The following is an 18316-nucleotide window of genomic DNA, read 5'->3' as shown; positions in this document are numbered from 1 at the left end:
CGCAGGTCATCCTGTGGGGCTGTACTCGTCGGTGCATGACGCCCCGCTTACGCGCGCTCACTTGGTACGCTGAACACTCATTGCGGGCTGCATCACGGGTGGAGGACTACACGTGGCCAAGGTCATCGTCCCTGTCGGCTTCGACGGCGGCCCCCTCTGGGACGGCGAACCCGAAAGCGGCACAACCGCGCCGACGGAGTTCGAGATTGCTACGCCCACCAGTGTCGTGTCCCTCAGCTTGGACGAGTACAAGGTCTGGTTGCTCAGCTTCGCCGACCCGGAAATGGCCAACCGTTGTCAGTTTGATCGAGTCCATCTCGAACGTCTGGCGGACCTTGAATTTGCCTCCGATGGACAGGCAGTGGTGGAGTCCCTCTCTAAGCAGGGCCTCCTTGCCGAGTTCGACCCCGAGGGCCCGTCCGGCGTCGAGTTCCTGAAGCGCTACCGGCTTTTTCCCAACGGGGATGCGATGGGAAACACTGGCGATGAGCGGCACTACTACCGTATTGGCCGCGAAGGACGCGTGCTGGTCAAGGTCATGTGGGCGGTGTACGTGATGTGGCAAAGCAGCGTCTACTACCCGTCACTTTGGGACGCGCTGACCGAGTATCACCAGACTCTCGACGAACCGTTGCTTGAGCTCGACCAGATGGCGCAGCTTCTCGCTGCATCGGTTCCTGGCATCGTCACCAACCGGTGCGGGTTCGTGCAGGCGACATGAGTGGTGCCGCCGCAGGTCGGGGGAGACGCCGAGACGATTCGTCTGTCCGGGGCTACTGCGCGTTGGTGGGGTGACTGAGAAGAAACAGCAGGACGACTTTCTCAAGGACACCAAGAAATCTGGCCTGCGTACTCTCGCGCTGACGCCGATCCAGTGGGTGACCAGCACTTTCACCACCACAGCTCTCGCGGGATCGCTGACAGTGCAGGCGTTGCTTGCCACGTCAGGCAAAACCGCCATCACTCTCGGCGTCGGTGCCGGACTCGCGCTGGGCATGGGTGCCTGGAACAAGATGCGGGATGCGCGGGCGGCCAGCAAGCAAATGGTCAAGGACCGGGCAGATGGCAAGGATCCCGATACACCGGCGTTGGAGAAGTTCAAAGAAACCGACGAATCCCTGGGTTCTCTCGGGCATCGTGTGCATGGCCTGCTCGCCACCACATCCCGGTTCGCGCGTAAGGCCAACCAGCGCCTAACGAACGTCGAGCAGGACACGGCTGCGCTCAAGGCGGCCGCCACTCAGCCAACAGGGGTCGGGCCGGAGGTCGAGCAGCAGTTTCAGGCCATGCTGGAGACCGCACTTGCTGCCGAACGCGCCCGAAATGACGCAGTGCGTGAGCAGGATCACCAGACAATCGTTCAGTTGAAGGGGGAGCTCGCCGAGGCGAGAGCGACCATTACCCAGTTGGGACAGACAAGTGTCGCGCACGGCGCTCGACTGTCCGGGTTGGAGCAGGGCGCGGCTTCGAAAGAGTATGTTGACCAGCAGCTCGCCGCGCGGGATCAGGTGGCGGAGAATCGGCAGCGGGCTTTCGAGCAACGCAACCATACGTTGTTGGAAACGCACCAAAATCACGTCAGTTCTCGGCTCGATGAGCATGAGTCGCGGCTTGACCGCAATGACGAGAAAATGGGCGCGGTCGAAGGTGTTGTCGTACGCCATGGCGCCGGTCTTAAGCTTGCCGAGGCCGCATTTCGGAGCCTTGTCGGTGCCGCGCCGCAGCCGCCCGCATCACCACCAGCGGCCGCCCCAGCGCCGCTGTTGAGTCCGGACGATGCCGCACGCGCTCGCGGTGTTCAGGCTGGCGCCGAAGAACTTCGGGCGAAGGCGAACGCTTCCCGTCCGAAGCCGGCACGCCGGAGCGCCACCCCGCCACCCCAGTTTCCACCCCAACAGCCGCCGCAGCACCGCCACCGGCCGCCGACGCCATAATCGTACGGAACCGCCGAGGGTGACGTTCTGGGGGTGATTACTCCCGATTTCTACCCCACAACGTCACCCTCGCGAAGGCGCTACCAGCTGCGGCGGCGGGTGATGGCGGCGCGGATTTCGGCGATCATGCGCCGAGGGTTGTCGCGTACGTCCTCGACGCCGAAGCGCAGCACGAGCCAGCCGGCTCGCTCCAGCGCTCGTGCGCGATCAACATCGGCGCGCTGCTGTGCGATCCCAAGGTGATGTTCCCCGTCGTACTCGATGGCGATCTTGAACTCCGGCAGTGCGAGGTCGACGCGCGCGATCACGTTGCCCAGCACGTCCCGGACGACGACTTGGGGGGTCACCATGATGCCCACCGCGTGGAGCATCATCCGGGTGCGGGTCTCCCAGGGCGACTCAGCCCGCTCATCGGCGGCGAGCAGACTCAAGCGAGCGATCTTGACGCCGCGGCGGCCGGCTTTGATGGCGAAAGCGAGTTGCTCTGGAGTGCTTAGGCGGCGGTGCAAGATCGCGTCGGTTAGTGCGACGTGGTCGTAGTAAAGACAACGCGATGCGAGGTCGAACCACGTGCGGCTCACCGACGTAGTCCGCATCCCGTTGACGAGCCGGACGTCTCCGGAGTCGAATTGGTTCTTATGGACCCGAACTCCCGGCCGATGCCGAGGTCGGGGCGTCACACACACCGTGACATGTACGGGCGAGTGACCGGACTGACCGCAGGGCAGCGGCAACTGCCACTGCGCTGCGGCGGAAAGATGACTGAGCGCCGCATTGTGGCCGACTGCGGTGAGCGCGGCCTGATACGGCGTAGCGTCGGTGACGCCCCCGCGTTGGACGTAGACACCCCGAAAGGGACGGGACCAGCTGCCGTCTTCAGGCCGTGGTCGGTTACGCCGTCGGCCAGGGCCTTGGAGCGAGTGATGGGATCAGACATTTCCCCATAGTCGACTCAGCGCGTACGCCGTCTCGGGTTTTCCACAGGCAGACCTTGCGCGAGGGTGACGTTGTAGGGCTCAAATAGGGACAATTCGGCGCCAGAACGTCACCCTCGCGCAAGGGATCAGGTCAGGGAGGTGGTCCAGAGGGCTAGGGCTTCGTCGATCTGGGCGGGGGTGACGATCAGTGGTGGGATCATGCGTACGACGTTGCCGAAGGGGCCGCAGGTCAGCAGCAGGAGGCCGTTGGCGGCGGCCGCGGCGTGTACGCGGGTGGCCGTGGCGGTGTCGGGGGAGCCGTCGGCGGTGGTGAACTCGCAGGCGAGCATCAGGCCGAGGCCGCGTACGTCACCGATTTCCTTGTGATCGGCTGCAGTCGCGCGGAGTCCGGCGACCAGCCGCTGGCCTTGGACGGCGGAGTTTTCCACCAGTCCCTCGGATTGGATGACATCGAGCGTCGCGACGGCCGCCGCGCAGGCGACCGCGTTGCCGCCGTACGTGCCGCCTTGCGAGCCAGGCCAGGCTTTTTCCATCAGGGCGGCCGGTGCGGCGATGGCTGACAGCGGGAAGCCGGAGGCGATCCCTTTCGCCATCACGAGGATGTCAGCGCGGCTGTCGAAGTGGTCGTGGCCCCAGAATCGGCCGGTACGACCAAAACCGGTCTGCACCTCATCGAGAATCAGCTGAATGCCATAGCGGTCGGCGCGTTCGCGCAGGCCCGCGAGGAAGGCGGTGCTGGCGGGCACGTACCCGCCCTCGCCCAGGACCGGTTCGACCAAGAACGCGGCGGTGTCATCTGGAGCGGACTGGGTGGCGAGCAGGAAATCCAGCTCCCGCAAGGCAAACTTGGTCGCGGTGTCCTCGTCCCAGCCGTAGTGGTACGCGTGCGGGAAAGGCGCGACTGACACGCCGGCCATCAGCGGCGCGAAGCCGGCGCGGACCTTGGTGCCGGACGTCGTCAGAGAGGCGGCCGCGACCGTACGGCCGTGGAAGCCGCCGGAGAAGACGATGATGTTCGGCCGGCCGGTGGCCATCCGGGCCAGCCGGATCGACGCCTCGACGGCCTCGCTGCCGGAGTTCGCGAAGAAGAGCGTGTCGATGCCGGCGGGGAGCACCTCGCCGAGCCGCTCGGTCAGCGCGAGCAGCGGCTGGTGCATGACCGTTGTGTACTGCCCGTGGATCAGCTTCGCGACCTGCGCCTGCGCTGCCTCGACCACCCGGGGATGGCAGTGCCCGGTGCTGGTCACACCGATGCCGGCGGTGAAGTCCAGGAAACGGCGGCCGGCCGTGTCGAAGAGGTACACACCCTCGCCGTGGTCGACCACCACGGGAGTGGCCTGCTTGAGACGCGGGGACAGCTGTGTCATCGGCTCGGCGCTCCAGAGTTGTCGGATTGTCAACAATATGCATAGCATGGCCGGCGGAGCCGCACAATGTCACAGGCGGGTCACTCCCATGGTCCTGTACGGGGCGCTGCCTTGGTGGGCAGGATGGAGCTAGTTTTCGCCGAGGTAGAGGAGCGTGGCGTGCAGTCAGCGGAAAAGACCGTGATCCAGGCGGTCCATAAGGAGCTCTTCATCGACGGGAAGTGGCGTGCGTCGTCGACCGGTCGCAGCCTGCCGGTGGAGGACCCGTCGACCGGCGAGGTGCTCTGCGAGGTGGCCGACGCGGGCGTCGAGGACGGGCTCGCCGCGCTGGACGCGGCCGTTGCCGCGCAGAAGGACTGGGCCGCGTACGCACCACGCGAGCGCGGCGAGATCCTGCGTCGGGCGTACCAGCTGCTTCTCGACCGCGCTGACGATCTGGCACTGCTGATGACGTTGGAGATGGGCAAGCCGGTCGCCGAGGCGAAGGGCGAGATCACGTACGCGGCGGAGTTCTTCCGCTGGTTCGCCGAGGAAGCGGTACGCATCGACGGCGGCTACGCGACCGCGCCCAACGGTCAGGGCCGTTTCCTGGTCATGCGCCAGCCGGTCGGGCCGTGTTTGCTGATCACACCGTGGAATTTCCCGATGGCGATGGGCACTCGCAAACTCGGTCCGGCGATCGCGGCCGGCTGCACGGTCGTCATCAAGCCGGCGGAGCAGACCCCGCTGTCGATGCTGGCCCTCACGGACATCCTCGCCGAGGCCGGCCTGCCCGCCGGCGTTCTCAACGTCCTCACCACCAGCGACCCCGGCCCGGTGATGGAGCCGCTGATCAAGGACGGCCGGATTCGCAAGATCTCGTTCACCGGCTCCACCGCGGTCGGCAAGATTTTGTTGGCACAGGCCGCGGACAAGGTGTTGCGTACGTCCATGGAGCTTGGCGGCAACGCACCGTTCCTGGTCTTCGACGACGCGGATCTGGACGTGGCGGTCGAAGGCGCGATGATGGCGAAGACCCGCAACATGGGCGAGGCTTGTACGGCCGCGAATCGCTTTTACGTGCAGCGCGGGGTGGCGCAGGAGTTCGGTCGCCGGCTGACATCGCGAATGGCTGAGCTGAAAGTGGGCCGAGGTACCGAAGAGGGTGTGAAGATCGGTCCGTTGATTGACAACGACGCGATCGCCAAGGTCGTCGAACTGGTCGCGGACGCGACCGCGGCCGGCGCCAAGGTGCTGACCGGCGGGTCCACAGTGGACGGTCCGGGCCACTTCTACCCGCCGACGGTGCTGACTGACGTGCCGCGCGATGCGCGGATGGGCCGCGAGGAGATTTTCGGCCCGGTGGCGCCGATCTCCGTCTTCGACACCGAGGACGAGGTGATCGCGGCCGCCAACGACACCGAGTTCGGTTTGGTGAGTTATGTGTTCACCACCAACATCAACCGGGCCCTGCGAGTGTCCGAAAGGTTGGAGGCTGGGATGATCGGCCTCAACACCGGCCTGGTTTCCAACCCGGCGGCACCTTTTGGTGGCGTCAAGCAGTCGGGCGTCGGCCGGGAGGGTGGCCGGATCGGCATCGAGGAGTTCCTGGAAGTCAAGTACGTCGCGGTTGGCCTGTCATGACGACGTACCGGATAGCCAGCATTCCTGGTGACGGCATCGGCGTGGACGTGGTAGCGCAGGCGCGGGAGGTCCTGGACCGAGCCGGCTCGCTGCACGGTTTTGACTTCGCGTGGACCGATTTCGACTGGAGCTGTGAGCGTTTCCTGAAGACCGGCGCGATGATGCCGGCAGACGGACTCGACCAACTCCGCGACCACGACGCTGTTTTCCTTGGCGCGATCGGCTTTCCGGGTGTGCCGGACCATGTTTCGCTGTGGGGGCTGCTGATCCCGATCCGGCGGGCCTTCCGGCAGTATGTGAACCTGCGGCCGGTCCGGCTGCTGCCCGGGGTGGTCAGCCCGCTCGCCGGACGCAGCGCCGACGAGCTGGAAATCGTGATCGTACGGGAGAACTCCGAGGGCGAGTATTCGCAGATCGGCGGCCGGCACAACAGCGGGCAGCCGGACGAGTTCGCCGTCCAGCAGGCGGTTTTCACCCGAGTCGGGGTCTCGCGGGTGATCCGCTATGCGTTCGAGTTGGCTCGTACGCGCGGGGGACAGCTGTGTTCGGCCACCAAGTCCAACGGCATCATCCACTCGATGCCGTTCTGGGATGAGGTTTTCGCTTCCATAGCCGCGGAATATCCGGACGTACGCTCCGAACAGTCCCATGTGGACGCGCTGGCCGCCCGGATGGTGCTCCGGCCGGACACACTGGACGTGATCGTCGGGTCCAACCTCTTCGGCGACATCCTGTCGGACATCTCGGCGGCGATCGTCGGAGGTCTCGGCACCGCGCCAGCCGCGAATCTCAACCCGGAGCGGGATTTCCCCTCGATGTTCGAACCGGTGCACGGCTCCGCGCCGGACATCGCCGGCAAGGGCATCGCCAACCCGGTCGCGCAGATCCTGACCGGCGCGATGATGCTCGACCACCTGGGTGAAACCGCGGCCGCGGAAGCGGTCTCAGCGGCCGTCGACGCGGTGCTGGCCTCGGGCGTACGCACGCCAGACCTCGGCGGCAACGCGACAACAACGTCAGTAGGCAACGCCATCAGCGAAGCGTTGAAGTAAGTTTTGGTGTTTCGCGGCGCGCTCAGCCATTAAGGCGTTTGACGTAGATTTCGCAGATATCGTTGGCGAAGCGTTCCTTGCCGGCGCGGGCTGGTTCCTTGCAGGTGGCGATTTGTCCGTACCCCCACTGCTCGTAGCCGAGGCTCAAATACAGCTTGATGGCGTCCGTGTTGTCCGGATGTACGCCGAGCGCGACCTCGCGGTGCCCGGCGCCGGAGAGGTCTGCCTCGGCTCTCGCGACCAGCTCTTTGCCTATGCCTTGACGGCGGTGGTCGTCGGACACCCACAGATTCATGATCAGCGGGACGGCTGGGAGATGCTCCCGCAGCTCAGGTTCCTCCGCGTCTTCGCGCCAGAGGTAAATATGCCCCACCGGGCGCCCAGCAATGAGTGCGATCAGCAGCTCACCACGGTCGGCCTCGTGCCGTTCCAGCCGGTCGTAGAGCTGACCGAGCCGATCGATATCACGAGCGGCGAGGACGGGCAGATCGCCCATTCCCGCCGCTCGGATGGTCAAACCGTCGAGGGCTGGCACGGTCTCGCTTTGCATCTACGCACATCCTTGGGCGCATGGTTCGGCTGTTCTCAGTGCACCACAGCTGTTGCCAGCATGAGCACCAACGCGCCGATGATCACGGCTGCCACCATCGCTGTCAATATGAATGCGCGGAACAGTTGGGCGACGACCGCGACTGCCGGCTGAAGTTGCCTCATCGTCCAGACAAGCATCAGCGCGACGACGATGAGTACGAGCGTGACGGCTGCGGTGGGGGAGACGGGAAGCCCAGTGGTCGAGGCGACGGCGACCTGGTTTACCCAGGACGCCCGGAGGGTTAACATCAACATGACAAGACCTCGCTTGGGATGAGCAGGCTTGTGGGTCAGAAGGCACCTCTGGTCGCAGTCCGGGGGTGCCTTTCCTTTGCCAGGCGTGCGGATCTGGCGGTCTCAGTGACGGCGGCGACCTCGCCATCTCGGTTTTAATCATCAGATTCTTGCCCTCCTCACTGACTTCAGCTAACTTCAGTGAAGTAGTGTGAACTGACTGTAAACTTCAGCTCTCAGCTGAAGCAAGCGGGCCAGCGCACTCATGTGAGATCGTTTTCCGCCGTACGCCGTCACTTCCGGAGCAGAACATGACCGCCGACTCAGGCGTCACCTTGCCGCAGCGGCTGAAGCAGCTGCGTGCGGAGTTCGGGATCACCCAGAAGCAGCTCGCGGGGGCGATGGGTATCAGCGCGCCGCTGATCTCCTCATGGGAGAAGGTCGGCGATCCGGTTCTTCCGCCGGCCGACCGGCTGGAGTCGTACGCGGAGATCTTCGCCAGTCGCCGGTCCGCCGACGATCGTCGCTGGCGGCCGCTCCGCCGCGCCGATCTGACCGCCGAGGAGGAGACCCGGCGGCAGGAACTGGCACAGGAGCTGCTGACACTCGCCGCCGGCACCATGCCCGATTTCTGGCAGTTTCCCACTGATCAAGTGATCACCATTGTGTGTGCTCGGCTGCCGGAAAACCTGCGGGAGCGGATGCCGTACGTGGACGAGTCCGATCCGGACTACGTGCGGCTGTACAACTACGCGGATCTCGACTCGCTGATCGAGCTGTTCGGGCACATCCGGGCGACCAACCCTGCCAACGAGGTTCAGTTCAAGCTCGCTCATGAGCTTGTCGTGAACGACTACACCAGCCATTTGGTGCTGCTGGGCGGGGTCGACTGGAACGTGGTCACCAGGGAGATGCTCGCGCGGCTCCGGTTGCCGGTCCAGCAGTTGTCCTACGACGCACCGGGCGGGGCCGCCTTCGAGGTGCCCGACCGCAACGGCACCCGCCGGATCTCGGCGATGCTTGACGCCGAGGGCAAAACCCTGCTGGAGGACGTGGCGTTGTTTGTACGCGGCGAGAGCCCGTTGAACCGCAAGCGCACTGTCACCATTTGTAACGGAATGTACGGTCACGGCACCTATGGAGCTGTTCGGGCGCTGACCGATCCACGCTTTCGTAACCGCAACGGTGAATACGTCGCTGCGCGATTCGCGAAGCACGACACCTACAGTCTGCTCTTTCGGGTTGGTATCTTTGATTCGACCGCGGTGACGCCTGACTGGACCGCGGAGGGGACCGTGCTCCACGAATGGCCGGAGGTCGAGTGAGGGTCTCATTGCCTTTCGTCGGCACGCTGGGAAACGATGTCGCCGCGAGCTGCGTCTGTGACGATGCCGTCAGGTGAGCGGATAGGTCATCACTACAGCCACGCTCAGCTGCTTGTTTCGCTGCCTGGCGGCCTTGATCACCGCGCTTCGCTGGACGCCATCGTGGTGCCGACCGCGCGTACGCCGCAGCATTTGGACAATGCGATCGCTTTGGCTCGTACGCTCGACTGTTCGCTTCTCGTCCTGTGCAGCAAGGACGCGCGGGCCGACTGGGCCGCGGAGCGTGCCAGCGGCGTCAAGGACTGCTTCGCGGTCGATATTGGTGCGCCGAGGATGCCGCGCTTTGAGACTTCCGGGTTTCTGCCAAGTTCTTTGAGCCGCCGTACGGACACCAGCCTGAAGCGTAACGTCGGTCTCGCTGTCGCGGTGATGGCCGGCTGGCGCCGGGTGGTCTTCCTGGACGACGACATGGTCATACAGCGGGCCGAAAACGTGCTGGAGGCGGTCCGGCTCCTCGATGAGCTCGCCGCGGTGGGGCTGAAAAACGACGGCTTCCCGGACAATTCGGTGGTGTGCCACGCCTTGCGAGCAGTGGGAAAAAGGCAGGACAGTTTCATCGGTGGCGGCGCACTCGCCGTCGTCGCCGGGCCGAACACCTCGTTTTTCCCCACTGTCTACAACGAAGACTGGTTCTTTCTGCTGGATAGTGACGACGGGCTTAATCCGGTCACGGTGGCCGGTGCGGTGACGCAGGAGGCATTCAACCCGTACGAGAATCCGGACCGTGCCGCTTCCGAGGAATTCGGGGATTGTCTGGCCGAAGGTGTTTATGCATTGCTGGACAACGGTGGTTCTCTTCGGGACGCGGATGATTCCTATTGGCAGCAGTTCCTCAAGGACCGAAGCCTGATGATCGCGGACATCCAGGCTCGTACGCCCGGCCTTGCCTGGCCCCTGGCGGAAAAGAACCAGCTGCGGTTGGCGCTGGAGGCCGCTCTCGGACAGCTGGCCCGGATTAGTCCCCAGCACTGTACGAGCTATCTGGATCTGTGGCAACGCGACCGCAAGCGGTGGCGGGACTACCTCGGGAGCATGCCGGTCGTCGGTGCGCCCGAGGCGCTTCGCAGGCTGGGCATGGTGCCGGCGAAACGGCAGGGGCGGTTCGAGTCGAGGTCCCGGATCGGGACCCTGCGCACCGACTGTCTCGAATGAACGCCACTGCTTTGGCGCTTTTCCCCGTGATTGACGTACGCCGTGTGGCAGGTCAGGCGGTCGCGGCGATGAGGTTCGCGAGGTGTGGGGTGCCGGTCGTGTTGGGGTGGAAGGGCGTCGTGGGTGAGGCGGGAATGACGGGCTCCACCCAGCGGGTGCCGGGCGGCTGGCAGGAGTCGTGGCCGGTGATTCCGCTCGGGTCGACAGCGACGGCCTGGTGAGCGGCGGCCTCGGCGACAAGAGCCGCGTTGAAACTTGTCTGGATCTGGTGGGCATAAGGCACGTCACCAACGGACATTGGCACGGCGGGCCAGCATCCCCTGGTCGGTGGCAGCAGTGGCAGATAGCCGACCACGATGATCCGGGCTTTCGGCGCCCGCTGGTGAATTCCGTCCAGGACAGCGGCGACTTTCGGCTTGACCTGGTCGATCCGGGCGGCGATTTGATCGACGCCACCGGAAGTGTAGTAGCGCTGGCAAGGATTTCCGACTGGGTCGGTGACACTGAGAGCGGCGCAGGTGCCCAGCAGGGTCATCAGGTCGAGGTCGTTGGCGCCGATCGTGACGGTCACCAGGTCGGTGTCCGCGGTGAGGCTGTCGAACTGCGGTGGGTTGGTGCCGAACCCGGTGGATTGTGCGGTAGTCATGTGCGCGGTGGTCGCGCTGCTGCAGCTCGCATCCGTGAAGGACGTGACGCCCAGATCGGCCGCCACCAGCGACGGATAGTTGTCGGTCGAACGGAAACAGCCGGGGGTGCCATGCAGCCGGGTCAGGTCGGTGATGGCCGCGTACGAATCGCCCAGTGCGACGTAGCGGTGGAATTTCGCTGGGCTGGCGGCAGAAACTGGGGGAGCGAATGTCGCGGCCAGTACGGCCGAAGTTGCCAGGGCAAGCCAGACCACGGGTGCTTTCGTGCGCATCGCGCTCTCCTTACTGAGGTGCCGCACCGACGGATGAGATGATGCCCGCGTACCGGAGGTAGAGCGCCGCGGGTTTGGGGGATCCCCAGGTTTGTTGGGCGAGCACTCGCAACCGCGGGAAAATGCCGGCAGCGATCTCGTTTTCGGTCTGTGCGTTGGGGTCGTCGCACCAAACATCGAGCTTCGCGCCGAGATTATGGCTTGGATCGGCGAGATGGGTGCCGTCCACGAAGGTGTTCGGTTCCCACAGGTCATACATCGCGGCCACCGGCGCGGTGAGCAACCCGCTGACGCCGAGGGTGTAGTAGAGCGGTGTGTAGGCGTTGTTCATGACCGCGTGGCCGGCGTCGACGAGTTGCTGTGGTGTGGAGGCCGGGCCCAGCCACGGCAGGGCGCCGGCGGACCAGTGTTCCACCACGATGTCGGCATTGACGGTGAGCGTGGCACCGCCGGGTCTGAGGCCGTCGTTCCACATCCGGGTCGTCTTGCCGGCGGCCCGTACGATCGCGTCCGCCCAGTTTACGTAGCCATAGTAGGCATCTTTGCCGGTCGCGTTCGGCCCGTAACGCGCTTTCGCGTACTGCTCAAGCTGCGGATAGTCGGAGTAGTTCGTGACATATTCGTCGGCTCCGATATGCCAGTAGCGGCTGGGAAACAGCGGTAGGTATTCGGTGATCAGGTCGTGCATCAGCGTGTACGCGGCTGGTTGGGACAGGTCGATGAAACTGTCCGAAACAACGCCGGCCCTGCTCACCAGCCGCAGTTCTGGATGAGCGGTCAAAATCGCGTTCAGGTGCCCGGGAAAGTCGAGCTCGGGCACGACTTGTACATGATACTGAGCCGCGAAGGTGATCAGGTCGCGGATTTGCTGTTTGGTGTAGTGATCCGGTGAGACGATCTCTGGATGTGTCCGGCTTTCCAGCCGGAACCCGAAACTGTCCGACAGGTGCAGATGAAGATAGTTGAGCTTGAGATACGCCATGTCCCGGATGCGGTCCCGCAACCAGGGCAGCGAGAAGTATTTCCGCCCCGCGTCCACCATCAGGCCGCGCTCGGGATAGGCCGGCCAGTCGTCGACAATGCCGGCCTGGACCGTACGACCCTGGTGCAGCAGTTGCAGGATTGTCCGTGTGCCGTTGAAAACGCCAGCATCGCTGCCCTGCACGGAAAGTGTTGTCCCGATGGTGAGCAGATAGCGCTCGTCGGTCGTCGTGCCGCGCCGCAGCTCGATATCACCAGCCGCGGGTTGACCGCCGACGACGGGTACCCAAACACCGGTCAATGACCGGAGATCGTTCGCCAGTACGTGCGCGGTCGAGGCCAGCGTTGGATCGGAAGTCACGACTCGGGTCCGGTCGCCGAAGGTGTAGCTACCGGTGCCGGCGGTCCAACGTTGGACCGCCGGGATGGTCTTCGGCGGCTCGGCGGCCGCCGCCGGTTCCGGGGTCACCAGGAAGGCCGCTGCGAGAGCCAGCACCAGCCCGACCTTGATCATGCGCGCTCCTGAGGCGAATCTGCGTGGTTCTGCCCGTATAGGGGCATCAGTGTGCAGTATTTGCCAGCACAAACGCAAGAGTAGTCTTGCATCTGGATCGATCGACCGTCGTTACGAGTCCATGAAGCACGGCCATCTAACGTACGGACTTATGGATGTCGACGAGGTGGCGGCAGGGCTGGCGGCCGGGCTGGACCAGCAATTGGCGGAAGACGACGCGGCGCGACTGGCCGGCTATCCGGGCGACGGCGGCGGCCGGCAGCCAGTGCACACGGTCTACGTGCCGGCCGACCGGGTGGCAGCCGGGATCGCGGCGGACTGGGGACGGCAGGCGCTTGCCGCGCTGGACGAGTTCCAGCCTGACCGGGCCACGGTGGCCGCTCTCGCCGGCGTCGAGATCGACCTGGTCGACGCGTTGCTGGCGCGAGTACGCCACAAACTCACCGTCGAGCCGATCGAGGACCTGCGGGTGGATGTCGAGGATGGCTATGTGCCGACGCCCGGCGACCAGGACGCCGCCGAAGACGACGCCGTACGGGCCGCGACCGACGCGTTGCGGGCGGATCTGTTGGCCGGCGAGGCGCCGCCGTTTTTCGGCGTACGGATCAAAAGCTTCGAGTCCGGCACCCGGCTCCGCTCGGCTCGTAGTCTCGTCCAGTTCGCCGGCGCGATGTTGCCCAACAGTTTTGTCGTCACGTTGCCAAAAGTCACTTCGGTCGCGCAGGTTCGCGCGATGGTGTGGGCAGTGCGCCGACTGGAGGTCGATTTTGGCCTGGCTGAAGGTTTCCTGCGGTTCGAACTGCAGGTGGAAACAACCCAGGCGGTGCAGGGCGCGGATGGTCGGGCGACCGTGAGTGCGATGGTGCATGCGGCGGACGGCCGGTGTACGGGTCTGCACTACGGCACGTACGACTACAGTGCGGCGGCCGGAATTGCGGCGGCGTACCAAAGTATGGACCATCCGGTGGCCGACCACGCGAAGAACGTGATGTTGCTGGCGGCGGCCGGCACCGGCGTACGCCTCTCGGACGGGTCGACGAACATTCTGCCGGTCGGAGCCGCCGACCAGGTTCACGCGGGCTGGCAGCTGCATGCCCGGTTGGTCCGGAGATCGCTGCAGCGCGGCTTCTACCAGGGCTGGGACATGCATCCGCATCAGCTGCCGACCCGCTATCTGGCGACCTACGGGTTTTTCAGGTCCGCATTCCCAGCCGCCGCGGGCCGCCTCCGGTCCTATTTGGACAGTGCCAGCGGCACGGCGGTGATGGATGAGCCGGCGACCGCGCGGGCGCTCGCGAACGTGCTCGTACGAGGCCTGGATTGCGGGGCTCTGGAGGAAAAAGAGGTTCTCGAAGCGGTGGCGATCGATCGGCTGGCGCTGGCGGCGCTCGTACGCTAAACCACCGGTTGCGGCAGAAAGGCCGCGGCGGCCTCCCGATCGTGGCTGGCCACGACGGTGATGGTTGACGGCAGGGCGTGCAGTCGGTGGATGGCGTAGAAGGCCGCATTCCGGTCGCGGTCCACGAAATTCCCGGGAAAGGGCGCCTTTTCGCGGATCAGGGTGGTCTGCAGGCCATGCCAGATCGCGTCACCGGCCAGCAGGATGTCCCGGCCGTCGTCGAGCGCCAGCAGGACGCCGACACTGCCGGGCGTGTGACCGGCCAGGTCGACCAGCACGACCGAGCCGTCGCCGAAAAGGTCGTGGCTGCGCTGGAAAGTCAGCACCGGCGGGCCGTCCAGCTCGTACGTCTCAAAGTGCCGGTCGTGCAGCGGCGCGAGAACGACGCCGTGCGGTGGGCCGTCGGCGGCGAGTGCGAAATCGCGCTCCGCGGCCAAAGTTCGCACTGGTACGGCCATGGGCAGCTCCAGCAGGCCGGAAACGTGGTCCCAGTGCAAATGGGTCGGCAGGCAGAAGTCCACATCGGACGGACCCAGACCCACCTCGCGCAGCGCCTCCGGCAGGTTGGTGATCGGGCGTTCCGGCTTGACGAAATACCGGATCGGCTGCGGAATTCCGGGCAGCACCCGCTCGTGGACGCCTTCGCACATCGCCGGATCGACGAGAAAGCGGGCCTGCGGGTGCTCGACGAGATAGGTCGTCATGCCGAGCGCGACCCGCGACGGCCGGCGGGCTCCTTCGGCGATGATCGCGGCCGGCACGTAGCGGGAGGACTGAGGGAGCGCGGTCAGGCGTACGGTCGCGCGCACTTTCGGTCGACCGGCGTCGCCCAGGTGGGCGAGGAACCGCAGGTCCGCGCGGCGCGGCACCGCGAGTCGCCCAGCAGTGGCCACCATGGCCGTACCGCACTCGGCCAACAATCGAATGCCATCTGTTCTCATGGGGAGAACTATAGAGACCGGTCTAGTAAATAGCCAGACCGGTCTAGTGATTTTCGAGCGACTACGGACGGTCACTGGGGTGGCTCGCGGCGAGACGGGTCGAGCTTTTCCCGCTGTTTTGGCTATTTTTCGGATCAACGTATAGACGTAATCGTTTTCCCGGAGTAGTTGGATAGCACCAACTATCAGAGGGAGCTCAAATGATAGTTTCCACCAAGCTCGGGCGCTTCGTCCGGAAGGCGACCGCCGGTGCGGTTGGCCTCGCCGCCGGGCTCGCCCTCGTCTTCACCGCCCAGCCGGCGCTCGCGGGCCCCGGCGGCCTGCCTGGCCTGGATGTTTCGCATTTCAACTCACCGGTGAACTGGGCCGCGGTGGCGTCCAGCGGGCAGCGGTACGTCTACGTCAAGGCGACCGAGAACATCAACTACACCGACCCGACGTTTGCCGCCAACTACAACGGTTCCTACAACGCCGGCATCCCGCGTGGGTCCTACCACTTCGCCGTGCCGGACGCGTCCAGCGGCGCGACGCAGGCCAATTACTTCCTCGCGCACGGCGGCGGCTGGTCCGCCGACGGTCGTACGATGCCGGGCGCGGTCGACCTGGAGGCGCACAGCGGGCACGCCACCTGCTACGGGCTTTCACAGGCCGGGATGGTCGCGTGGATCCGCGACTTCGCCAACACCTACAAGGCTCGTACGGGCCGTGACGTGGTCCTTTACACCGGTTCCGGCTGGTGGAACCCGTGCACCGGCGGCAGCAACGCCTTCGCCGCGACCAACCAGTTGTGGGTGGCCAGCTACGGTCCAGCGACCCCGACCATGCCGGCCGGCTTCAGCATCTACACGTTCTGGCAGTGGACCTCGACCGGCCGCAATGCCGGCACGCCCGGCAACACCGACCTCGACGTATTCAATGGCAGTGACGCGGGCCTGGGACGGATCATCAACGGCTGAGCGAAACGCGCCGGCGCCCGGACTTTCCCGGGCGCCGTCTTTTCGTACGAACTAGGAAAAGAACTCGGTCAGGACTGGAGCGATGGCCGCGTCGGCGAGGTTGTGGTTTTGTCCTTCGACGACGCGTACGACCGCACCTTGTACGACGGCGGCGACCGATTCGGCGGCTGGTACGGCCCATGGCGCGCTCGTACCGCCCGCCATCGCCAGTGTCGGGACCGAAACCGAGGCCAGCCGGGCTGACGGTCGACCGTCGCCGCAGATCCGCAGGTCATATGCCAGGGTGTGCGCGATCGCCGTCATGGCAGCCCATCCCGGGCTCTGCTTCACCCCGTCGATGACCTGCTGCGGCATGCCCGTCAGCCGCATGAACCCCTCGGCCGCCCGGTCCCGCTCCCCGGCGGCGGACCACTGCGCCAACTGCTCGGCGACCTCCGCGGGCGACTCGCCGGTGTAGGGCGGCTCGTACGCGGCGACTTTGGCGATCGGCACCCCACCGGCGGCCGCTTCCAGGGCCAGAATGGCCCCCGACGAGTGCCCGTAGACGTACGGCACAGCGCCGGTGGCAGCCACAACGGCGGCCAGATCGTCGATCTCGCGTTCGGTCGCGTACGCGGCGGCGTCCCCGCTGTCGCCGCGGCCACGTCGGTCATAGCGATAGACGGTGTAGCCGCGCAGCTTCGCGGCGAGGGTCGCGCTCGAGCCCCGGTCACAGAACGCGCCGGTGACCAGGACGACGGCTGGACCGGTGCCGGACTTCTCGTACGCGATGGTGATGCCGTCGGCCGACTGAACTTTTTCCACTCGAACTCCTCAACTTGAACGGACTACACCCGCTTAGACGCCTGTAGCGCCGGAAACTCATCGCTGGGCCGGCGAGCCACTGGTCGGACGATTTTGTGCGGACCGCCCGAAACCAGCCGAGTCGACCAGTTTCGGTGAGCCCCTTCCCTGGATGGCCCTCTTCCAACGCGCTCCTTGACCGTGGCGCGGTCCTAGAACGGTGGTTCGGCCGGTGGCGGTGGTGGTGGTGGGTTTGATTTTTTGAATGGTCTGGTGTCGGGATCGTCTTTGTCGTTCAGGTAGATCGATCCGCGGGGCCGGTTTCTGGTGGGCGGACCGGTGTCGTGGCCTGGTTGTGGTGGTTCGGTGAGGTAGATGCGTCCGGTGGGGGTCATGACGGTGTAGGTGCCGTCTGGGTCGAGTCTGACTTTCCATCCGGAGTGGGTTTTGAGTCGGTGGTGGTAACGGCAAAGGCAAACGAGGTTGGTTTCGCAGGTGGATCCGTCTGGGAAGGGGATGGAGTGGTCTTTGTCGCAACGTTGGGCGGCCCTTCGGCAGCCGGGCCAGCGGCAGGTGACGTCTCGGGCTTCGATGTATTCCTGTAGTGCTGTGGATGGTCGGTAGCGGGCGCGGCCGGCGTCGGTGAGTTTGTTGGAGCTGGGGTCGGTGAGGAGCCGTCGCCAGGTGGAGTCCTTGGCGAGTCGGCGGGCCATGCTGGCCGGGATGGCGCCGTATCCGGCCAGGAAAGCGGGCTGGTTGTCCAGGCCGAGCAGGGTGCCGGCTTTCACGACTACTCGCAGGTCGACTCCGGGTTTGCGGCCATGCCTCTGACATGAACAACCCGATGTCGGTGCTTTGGCTGTGGAAGGCGCGTACCCGCAGCCATCCGCACCAGCACCGATGTCGATCGCGGCGCGCTGGCCACGTTCAGCGCTGTCGGTGTCCGAGCCCGGCTCGCCATCGACGATCTCACTGGCGTTGTCACCGTTCAGTTCGCCGCTCGTGTGGTCTGGTGAATCCTGGGGGTCGGTGTTGGAGTCCTCTGGTGGTGTGGGGATGTCGCCGAGGCTGCCGCCGGTGATCAGGTCGAGCAGCGCGTCGGCGCGGCGGGTGTCCATCGACCGCGGATCATCTGGTGGGCAGGAATGTGCGTACGCGTTGAGGGTGGACATGATCGACGCGAGTTCGTCGGCCGTCAGGTACGCCCGCATCCAGGCCATCGAGTCATCCGCCGGCGCCCCTTGCACGCGCCGTTCTTGCTTGGCCTGCTCGTGACGTTCTTCCGCGGCCTGCGGGTCCACCGTGATAACCGCTCGCTGGATCTTCTTGCGGAGCTGGCCGGGAGTGCAGTCACCGGCGTCCGGCAACGTCTTCTCGACCACCTTCGCCGCCAGTTCGGGGCTCAGGTTGGTGAGGGATTCAACAAAAATGCGGGCTTTCGGGTTCGTGATGATCCCGTCCGAGAGCGCCTGCCAGGGGCGTGTCATGCCAAGTGTGTAAGCCGGAGGTGTACCAAGATCGACTGGCCTGTTGGTTGGTCGGAAGGG

The 18316-nt window shown here is 65.3% G+C and carries 17 protein-coding genes; 8 read left to right on the top strand and 9 right to left on the bottom strand.

What is annotated here, in order from left to right:
- The first annotated feature begins 112 nt into the window (after positions 1-112).
- Entirely contained in the window at positions 113-721 is a 609-nt protein-coding gene (locus ABD301_RS23025) for a hypothetical protein (RefSeq protein WP_163571600.1), read from the top strand.
- A 70-nt stretch (positions 722-791) separates the two neighbouring features.
- Entirely contained in the window at positions 792-1934 is a 1143-nt protein-coding gene (locus tag ABD301_RS23020; RefSeq protein WP_344312503.1) for a hypothetical protein, read from the top strand.
- A gap of 80 nt (positions 1935-2014) precedes the next feature.
- Here ABD301_RS23020 and ABD301_RS23015 read toward each other — a convergent pair whose 3' ends face one another.
- Positions 2015-2515: an endonuclease domain-containing protein gene (locus ABD301_RS23015; protein ID WP_344312502.1), complete on the bottom strand. Its 501-nt coding sequence runs from the start codon at positions 2513-2515 to the stop codon at positions 2015-2017.
- A gap of 482 nt (positions 2516-2997) precedes the next feature.
- On the bottom strand, positions 2998-4239 hold the full coding sequence (locus ABD301_RS23010; protein WP_344312501.1) for an aspartate aminotransferase family protein: 1242 nt from the start codon (positions 4237-4239) through the stop codon (positions 2998-3000).
- 123 nt (positions 4240-4362) lie between these two features.
- Here ABD301_RS23010 and ABD301_RS23005 point away from each other — a divergent pair, with 123 nt between their 5' ends.
- Complete coding sequence (locus ABD301_RS23005) at positions 4363-5862, top strand: NAD-dependent succinate-semialdehyde dehydrogenase (protein WP_425551969.1); 1500 nt, start codon at positions 4363-4365, stop codon at positions 5860-5862.
- Positions 5859-6914 carry a tartrate dehydrogenase gene (locus ABD301_RS23000; protein WP_344312498.1) on the top strand — a complete coding sequence of 352 codons (1056 nt, stop codon included), beginning with the start codon at positions 5859-5861 and terminating at the stop codon, positions 6912-6914. The genes ABD301_RS23005 and ABD301_RS23000 overlap by 4 nt, the downstream gene beginning before the upstream one ends.
- A 22-nt stretch (positions 6915-6936) precedes the next feature.
- Here the strand turns inward: ABD301_RS23000 and ABD301_RS22995 are convergent, their stop codons facing one another.
- Together ABD301_RS22995 and ABD301_RS22990 are read right to left on the bottom strand one after the other, a co-directional pair.
- Entirely contained in the window at positions 6937-7464 is a 528-nt protein-coding gene (locus ABD301_RS22995) for a GNAT family N-acetyltransferase (protein WP_344312496.1), read from the bottom strand.
- Between the two features lie 35 nt (positions 7465-7499).
- On the bottom strand, positions 7500-7760 hold the full coding sequence (locus ABD301_RS22990) for a hypothetical protein (protein ID WP_344312495.1): 261 nt from the start codon (positions 7758-7760) through the stop codon (positions 7500-7502).
- A gap of 290 nt (positions 7761-8050) precedes the next feature.
- Here ABD301_RS22990 and ABD301_RS22985 point away from each other — a divergent pair, with 290 nt between their 5' ends.
- Positions 8051-9064 carry a helix-turn-helix domain-containing protein gene (locus ABD301_RS22985; protein WP_344312493.1) on the top strand — a complete coding sequence of 338 codons (1014 nt, stop codon included), beginning with the start codon at positions 8051-8053 and terminating at the stop codon, positions 9062-9064.
- A 57-nt stretch (positions 9065-9121) separates the two neighbouring features.
- Positions 9122-10276, top strand: a complete 1155-nt coding sequence (locus ABD301_RS22980) for a hypothetical protein (protein ID WP_344312490.1) — start codon at positions 9122-9124, stop codon at positions 10274-10276.
- A 52-nt stretch (positions 10277-10328) separates the two neighbouring features.
- Here the strand turns inward: ABD301_RS22980 and ABD301_RS22975 are convergent, their stop codons facing one another.
- Entirely contained in the window at positions 10329-11195 is an 867-nt protein-coding gene (locus ABD301_RS22975) for an SGNH/GDSL hydrolase family protein (protein ID WP_344312488.1), read from the bottom strand.
- Positions 11196-11205: 10 nt separating this feature from the next.
- Positions 11206-12690, bottom strand: coding sequence for a family 20 glycosylhydrolase (locus ABD301_RS22970; RefSeq protein ID WP_344312487.1), 1485 nt, complete (start codon positions 12688-12690; stop codon positions 11206-11208).
- Between the two features lie 151 nt (positions 12691-12841).
- On the opposite strand from ABD301_RS22970, the gene ABD301_RS22965 reads away from it, so the two are divergent.
- Positions 12842-14089 (top strand): DUF6986 family protein, encoded by a 1248-nt coding sequence (locus tag ABD301_RS22965; RefSeq protein ID WP_344312486.1) that lies wholly within the window; start codon positions 12842-12844, stop codon positions 14087-14089.
- Here the strand turns inward: ABD301_RS22965 and ABD301_RS22960 are convergent.
- Positions 14086-15030, bottom strand: a complete 945-nt coding sequence (locus ABD301_RS22960; RefSeq protein WP_344312485.1) for an MBL fold metallo-hydrolase — start codon at positions 15028-15030, stop codon at positions 14086-14088. The genes ABD301_RS22965 and ABD301_RS22960 overlap by 4 nt on opposite strands.
- Positions 15031-15230: 200 nt before the next feature.
- Here ABD301_RS22960 and ABD301_RS22955 point away from each other — a divergent pair, with 200 nt between their 5' ends.
- Positions 15231-15986: a GH25 family lysozyme gene (locus ABD301_RS22955; RefSeq protein ID WP_344312484.1), complete on the top strand. Its 756-nt coding sequence runs from the start codon at positions 15231-15233 to the stop codon at positions 15984-15986.
- A gap of 51 nt (positions 15987-16037) precedes the next feature.
- On the opposite strand, the gene ABD301_RS22950 is transcribed toward ABD301_RS22955, so the two are convergent.
- Positions 16038-16790, bottom strand: a complete 753-nt coding sequence (locus ABD301_RS22950) for an alpha/beta fold hydrolase (RefSeq protein ID WP_344312482.1) — start codon at positions 16788-16790, stop codon at positions 16038-16040.
- A gap of 191 nt (positions 16791-16981) precedes the next feature.
- Positions 16982-18256, bottom strand: coding sequence for an HNH endonuclease signature motif containing protein (locus tag ABD301_RS22945; protein ID WP_344312479.1), 1275 nt, complete (start codon positions 18254-18256; stop codon positions 16982-16984).
- Positions 18257-18316: the final 60 nt, after the last annotated feature.

It is taken from the genome of Fodinicola feengrottensis, from assembly GCF_039530045.1.
Classification (GTDB): Bacteria; Actinomycetota; Actinomycetes; order Mycobacteriales; family HKI-0501; genus Fodinicola; species Fodinicola feengrottensis.
This window is presented reverse-complemented; position numbering and strand designations above follow the sequence as displayed.

Excerpts from the sequence above, each read along its gene's own strand:
- ABD301_RS22985 (WP_344312493.1), top strand. The coding sequence starts at position 8,051 with ATGACCGCCGACTCAGGCGTCACCTTGCCGCAGCGGCTGAAGCAGCTG.
- ABD301_RS22970 (WP_344312487.1), bottom strand. The coding sequence starts at position 12,690 with ATGATCAAGGTCGGGCTGGTGCTGGCTCTCGCAGCGGCCTTCCTGGTG.
- ABD301_RS22965 (WP_344312486.1), top strand. The coding sequence starts at position 12,842 with ATGGATGTCGACGAGGTGGCGGCAGGGCTGGCGGCCGGGCTGGACCAG.
- ABD301_RS23010 (WP_344312501.1), bottom strand. The coding sequence starts at position 4,239 with ATGACACAGCTGTCCCCGCGTCTCAAGCAGGCCACTCCCGTGGTGGTC.
- ABD301_RS22995 (WP_344312496.1), bottom strand. The coding sequence starts at position 7,464 with ATGCAAAGCGAGACCGTGCCAGCCCTCGACGGTTTGACCATCCGAGCG.
- ABD301_RS22960 (WP_344312485.1), bottom strand. The coding sequence starts at position 15,030 with ATGAGAACAGATGGCATTCGATTGTTGGCCGAGTGCGGTACGGCCATG.
- ABD301_RS23000 (WP_344312498.1), top strand. The coding sequence starts at position 5,859 with ATGACGACGTACCGGATAGCCAGCATTCCTGGTGACGGCATCGGCGTG.
- ABD301_RS23005 (WP_425551969.1), top strand. The coding sequence starts at position 4,363 with ATGGAGCTAGTTTTCGCCGAGGTAGAGGAGCGTGGCGTGCAGTCAGCG.
- ABD301_RS22955 (WP_344312484.1), top strand. The coding sequence starts at position 15,231 with ATGATAGTTTCCACCAAGCTCGGGCGCTTCGTCCGGAAGGCGACCGCC.
- ABD301_RS22990 (WP_344312495.1), bottom strand. The coding sequence starts at position 7,760 with ATGTTGATGTTAACCCTCCGGGCGTCCTGGGTAAACCAGGTCGCCGTC.
- ABD301_RS22945 (WP_344312479.1), bottom strand. The coding sequence starts at position 18,256 with ATGACACGCCCCTGGCAGGCGCTCTCGGACGGGATCATCACGAACCCG.
- ABD301_RS22975 (WP_344312488.1), bottom strand. The coding sequence starts at position 11,195 with ATGCGCACGAAAGCACCCGTGGTCTGGCTTGCCCTGGCAACTTCGGCC.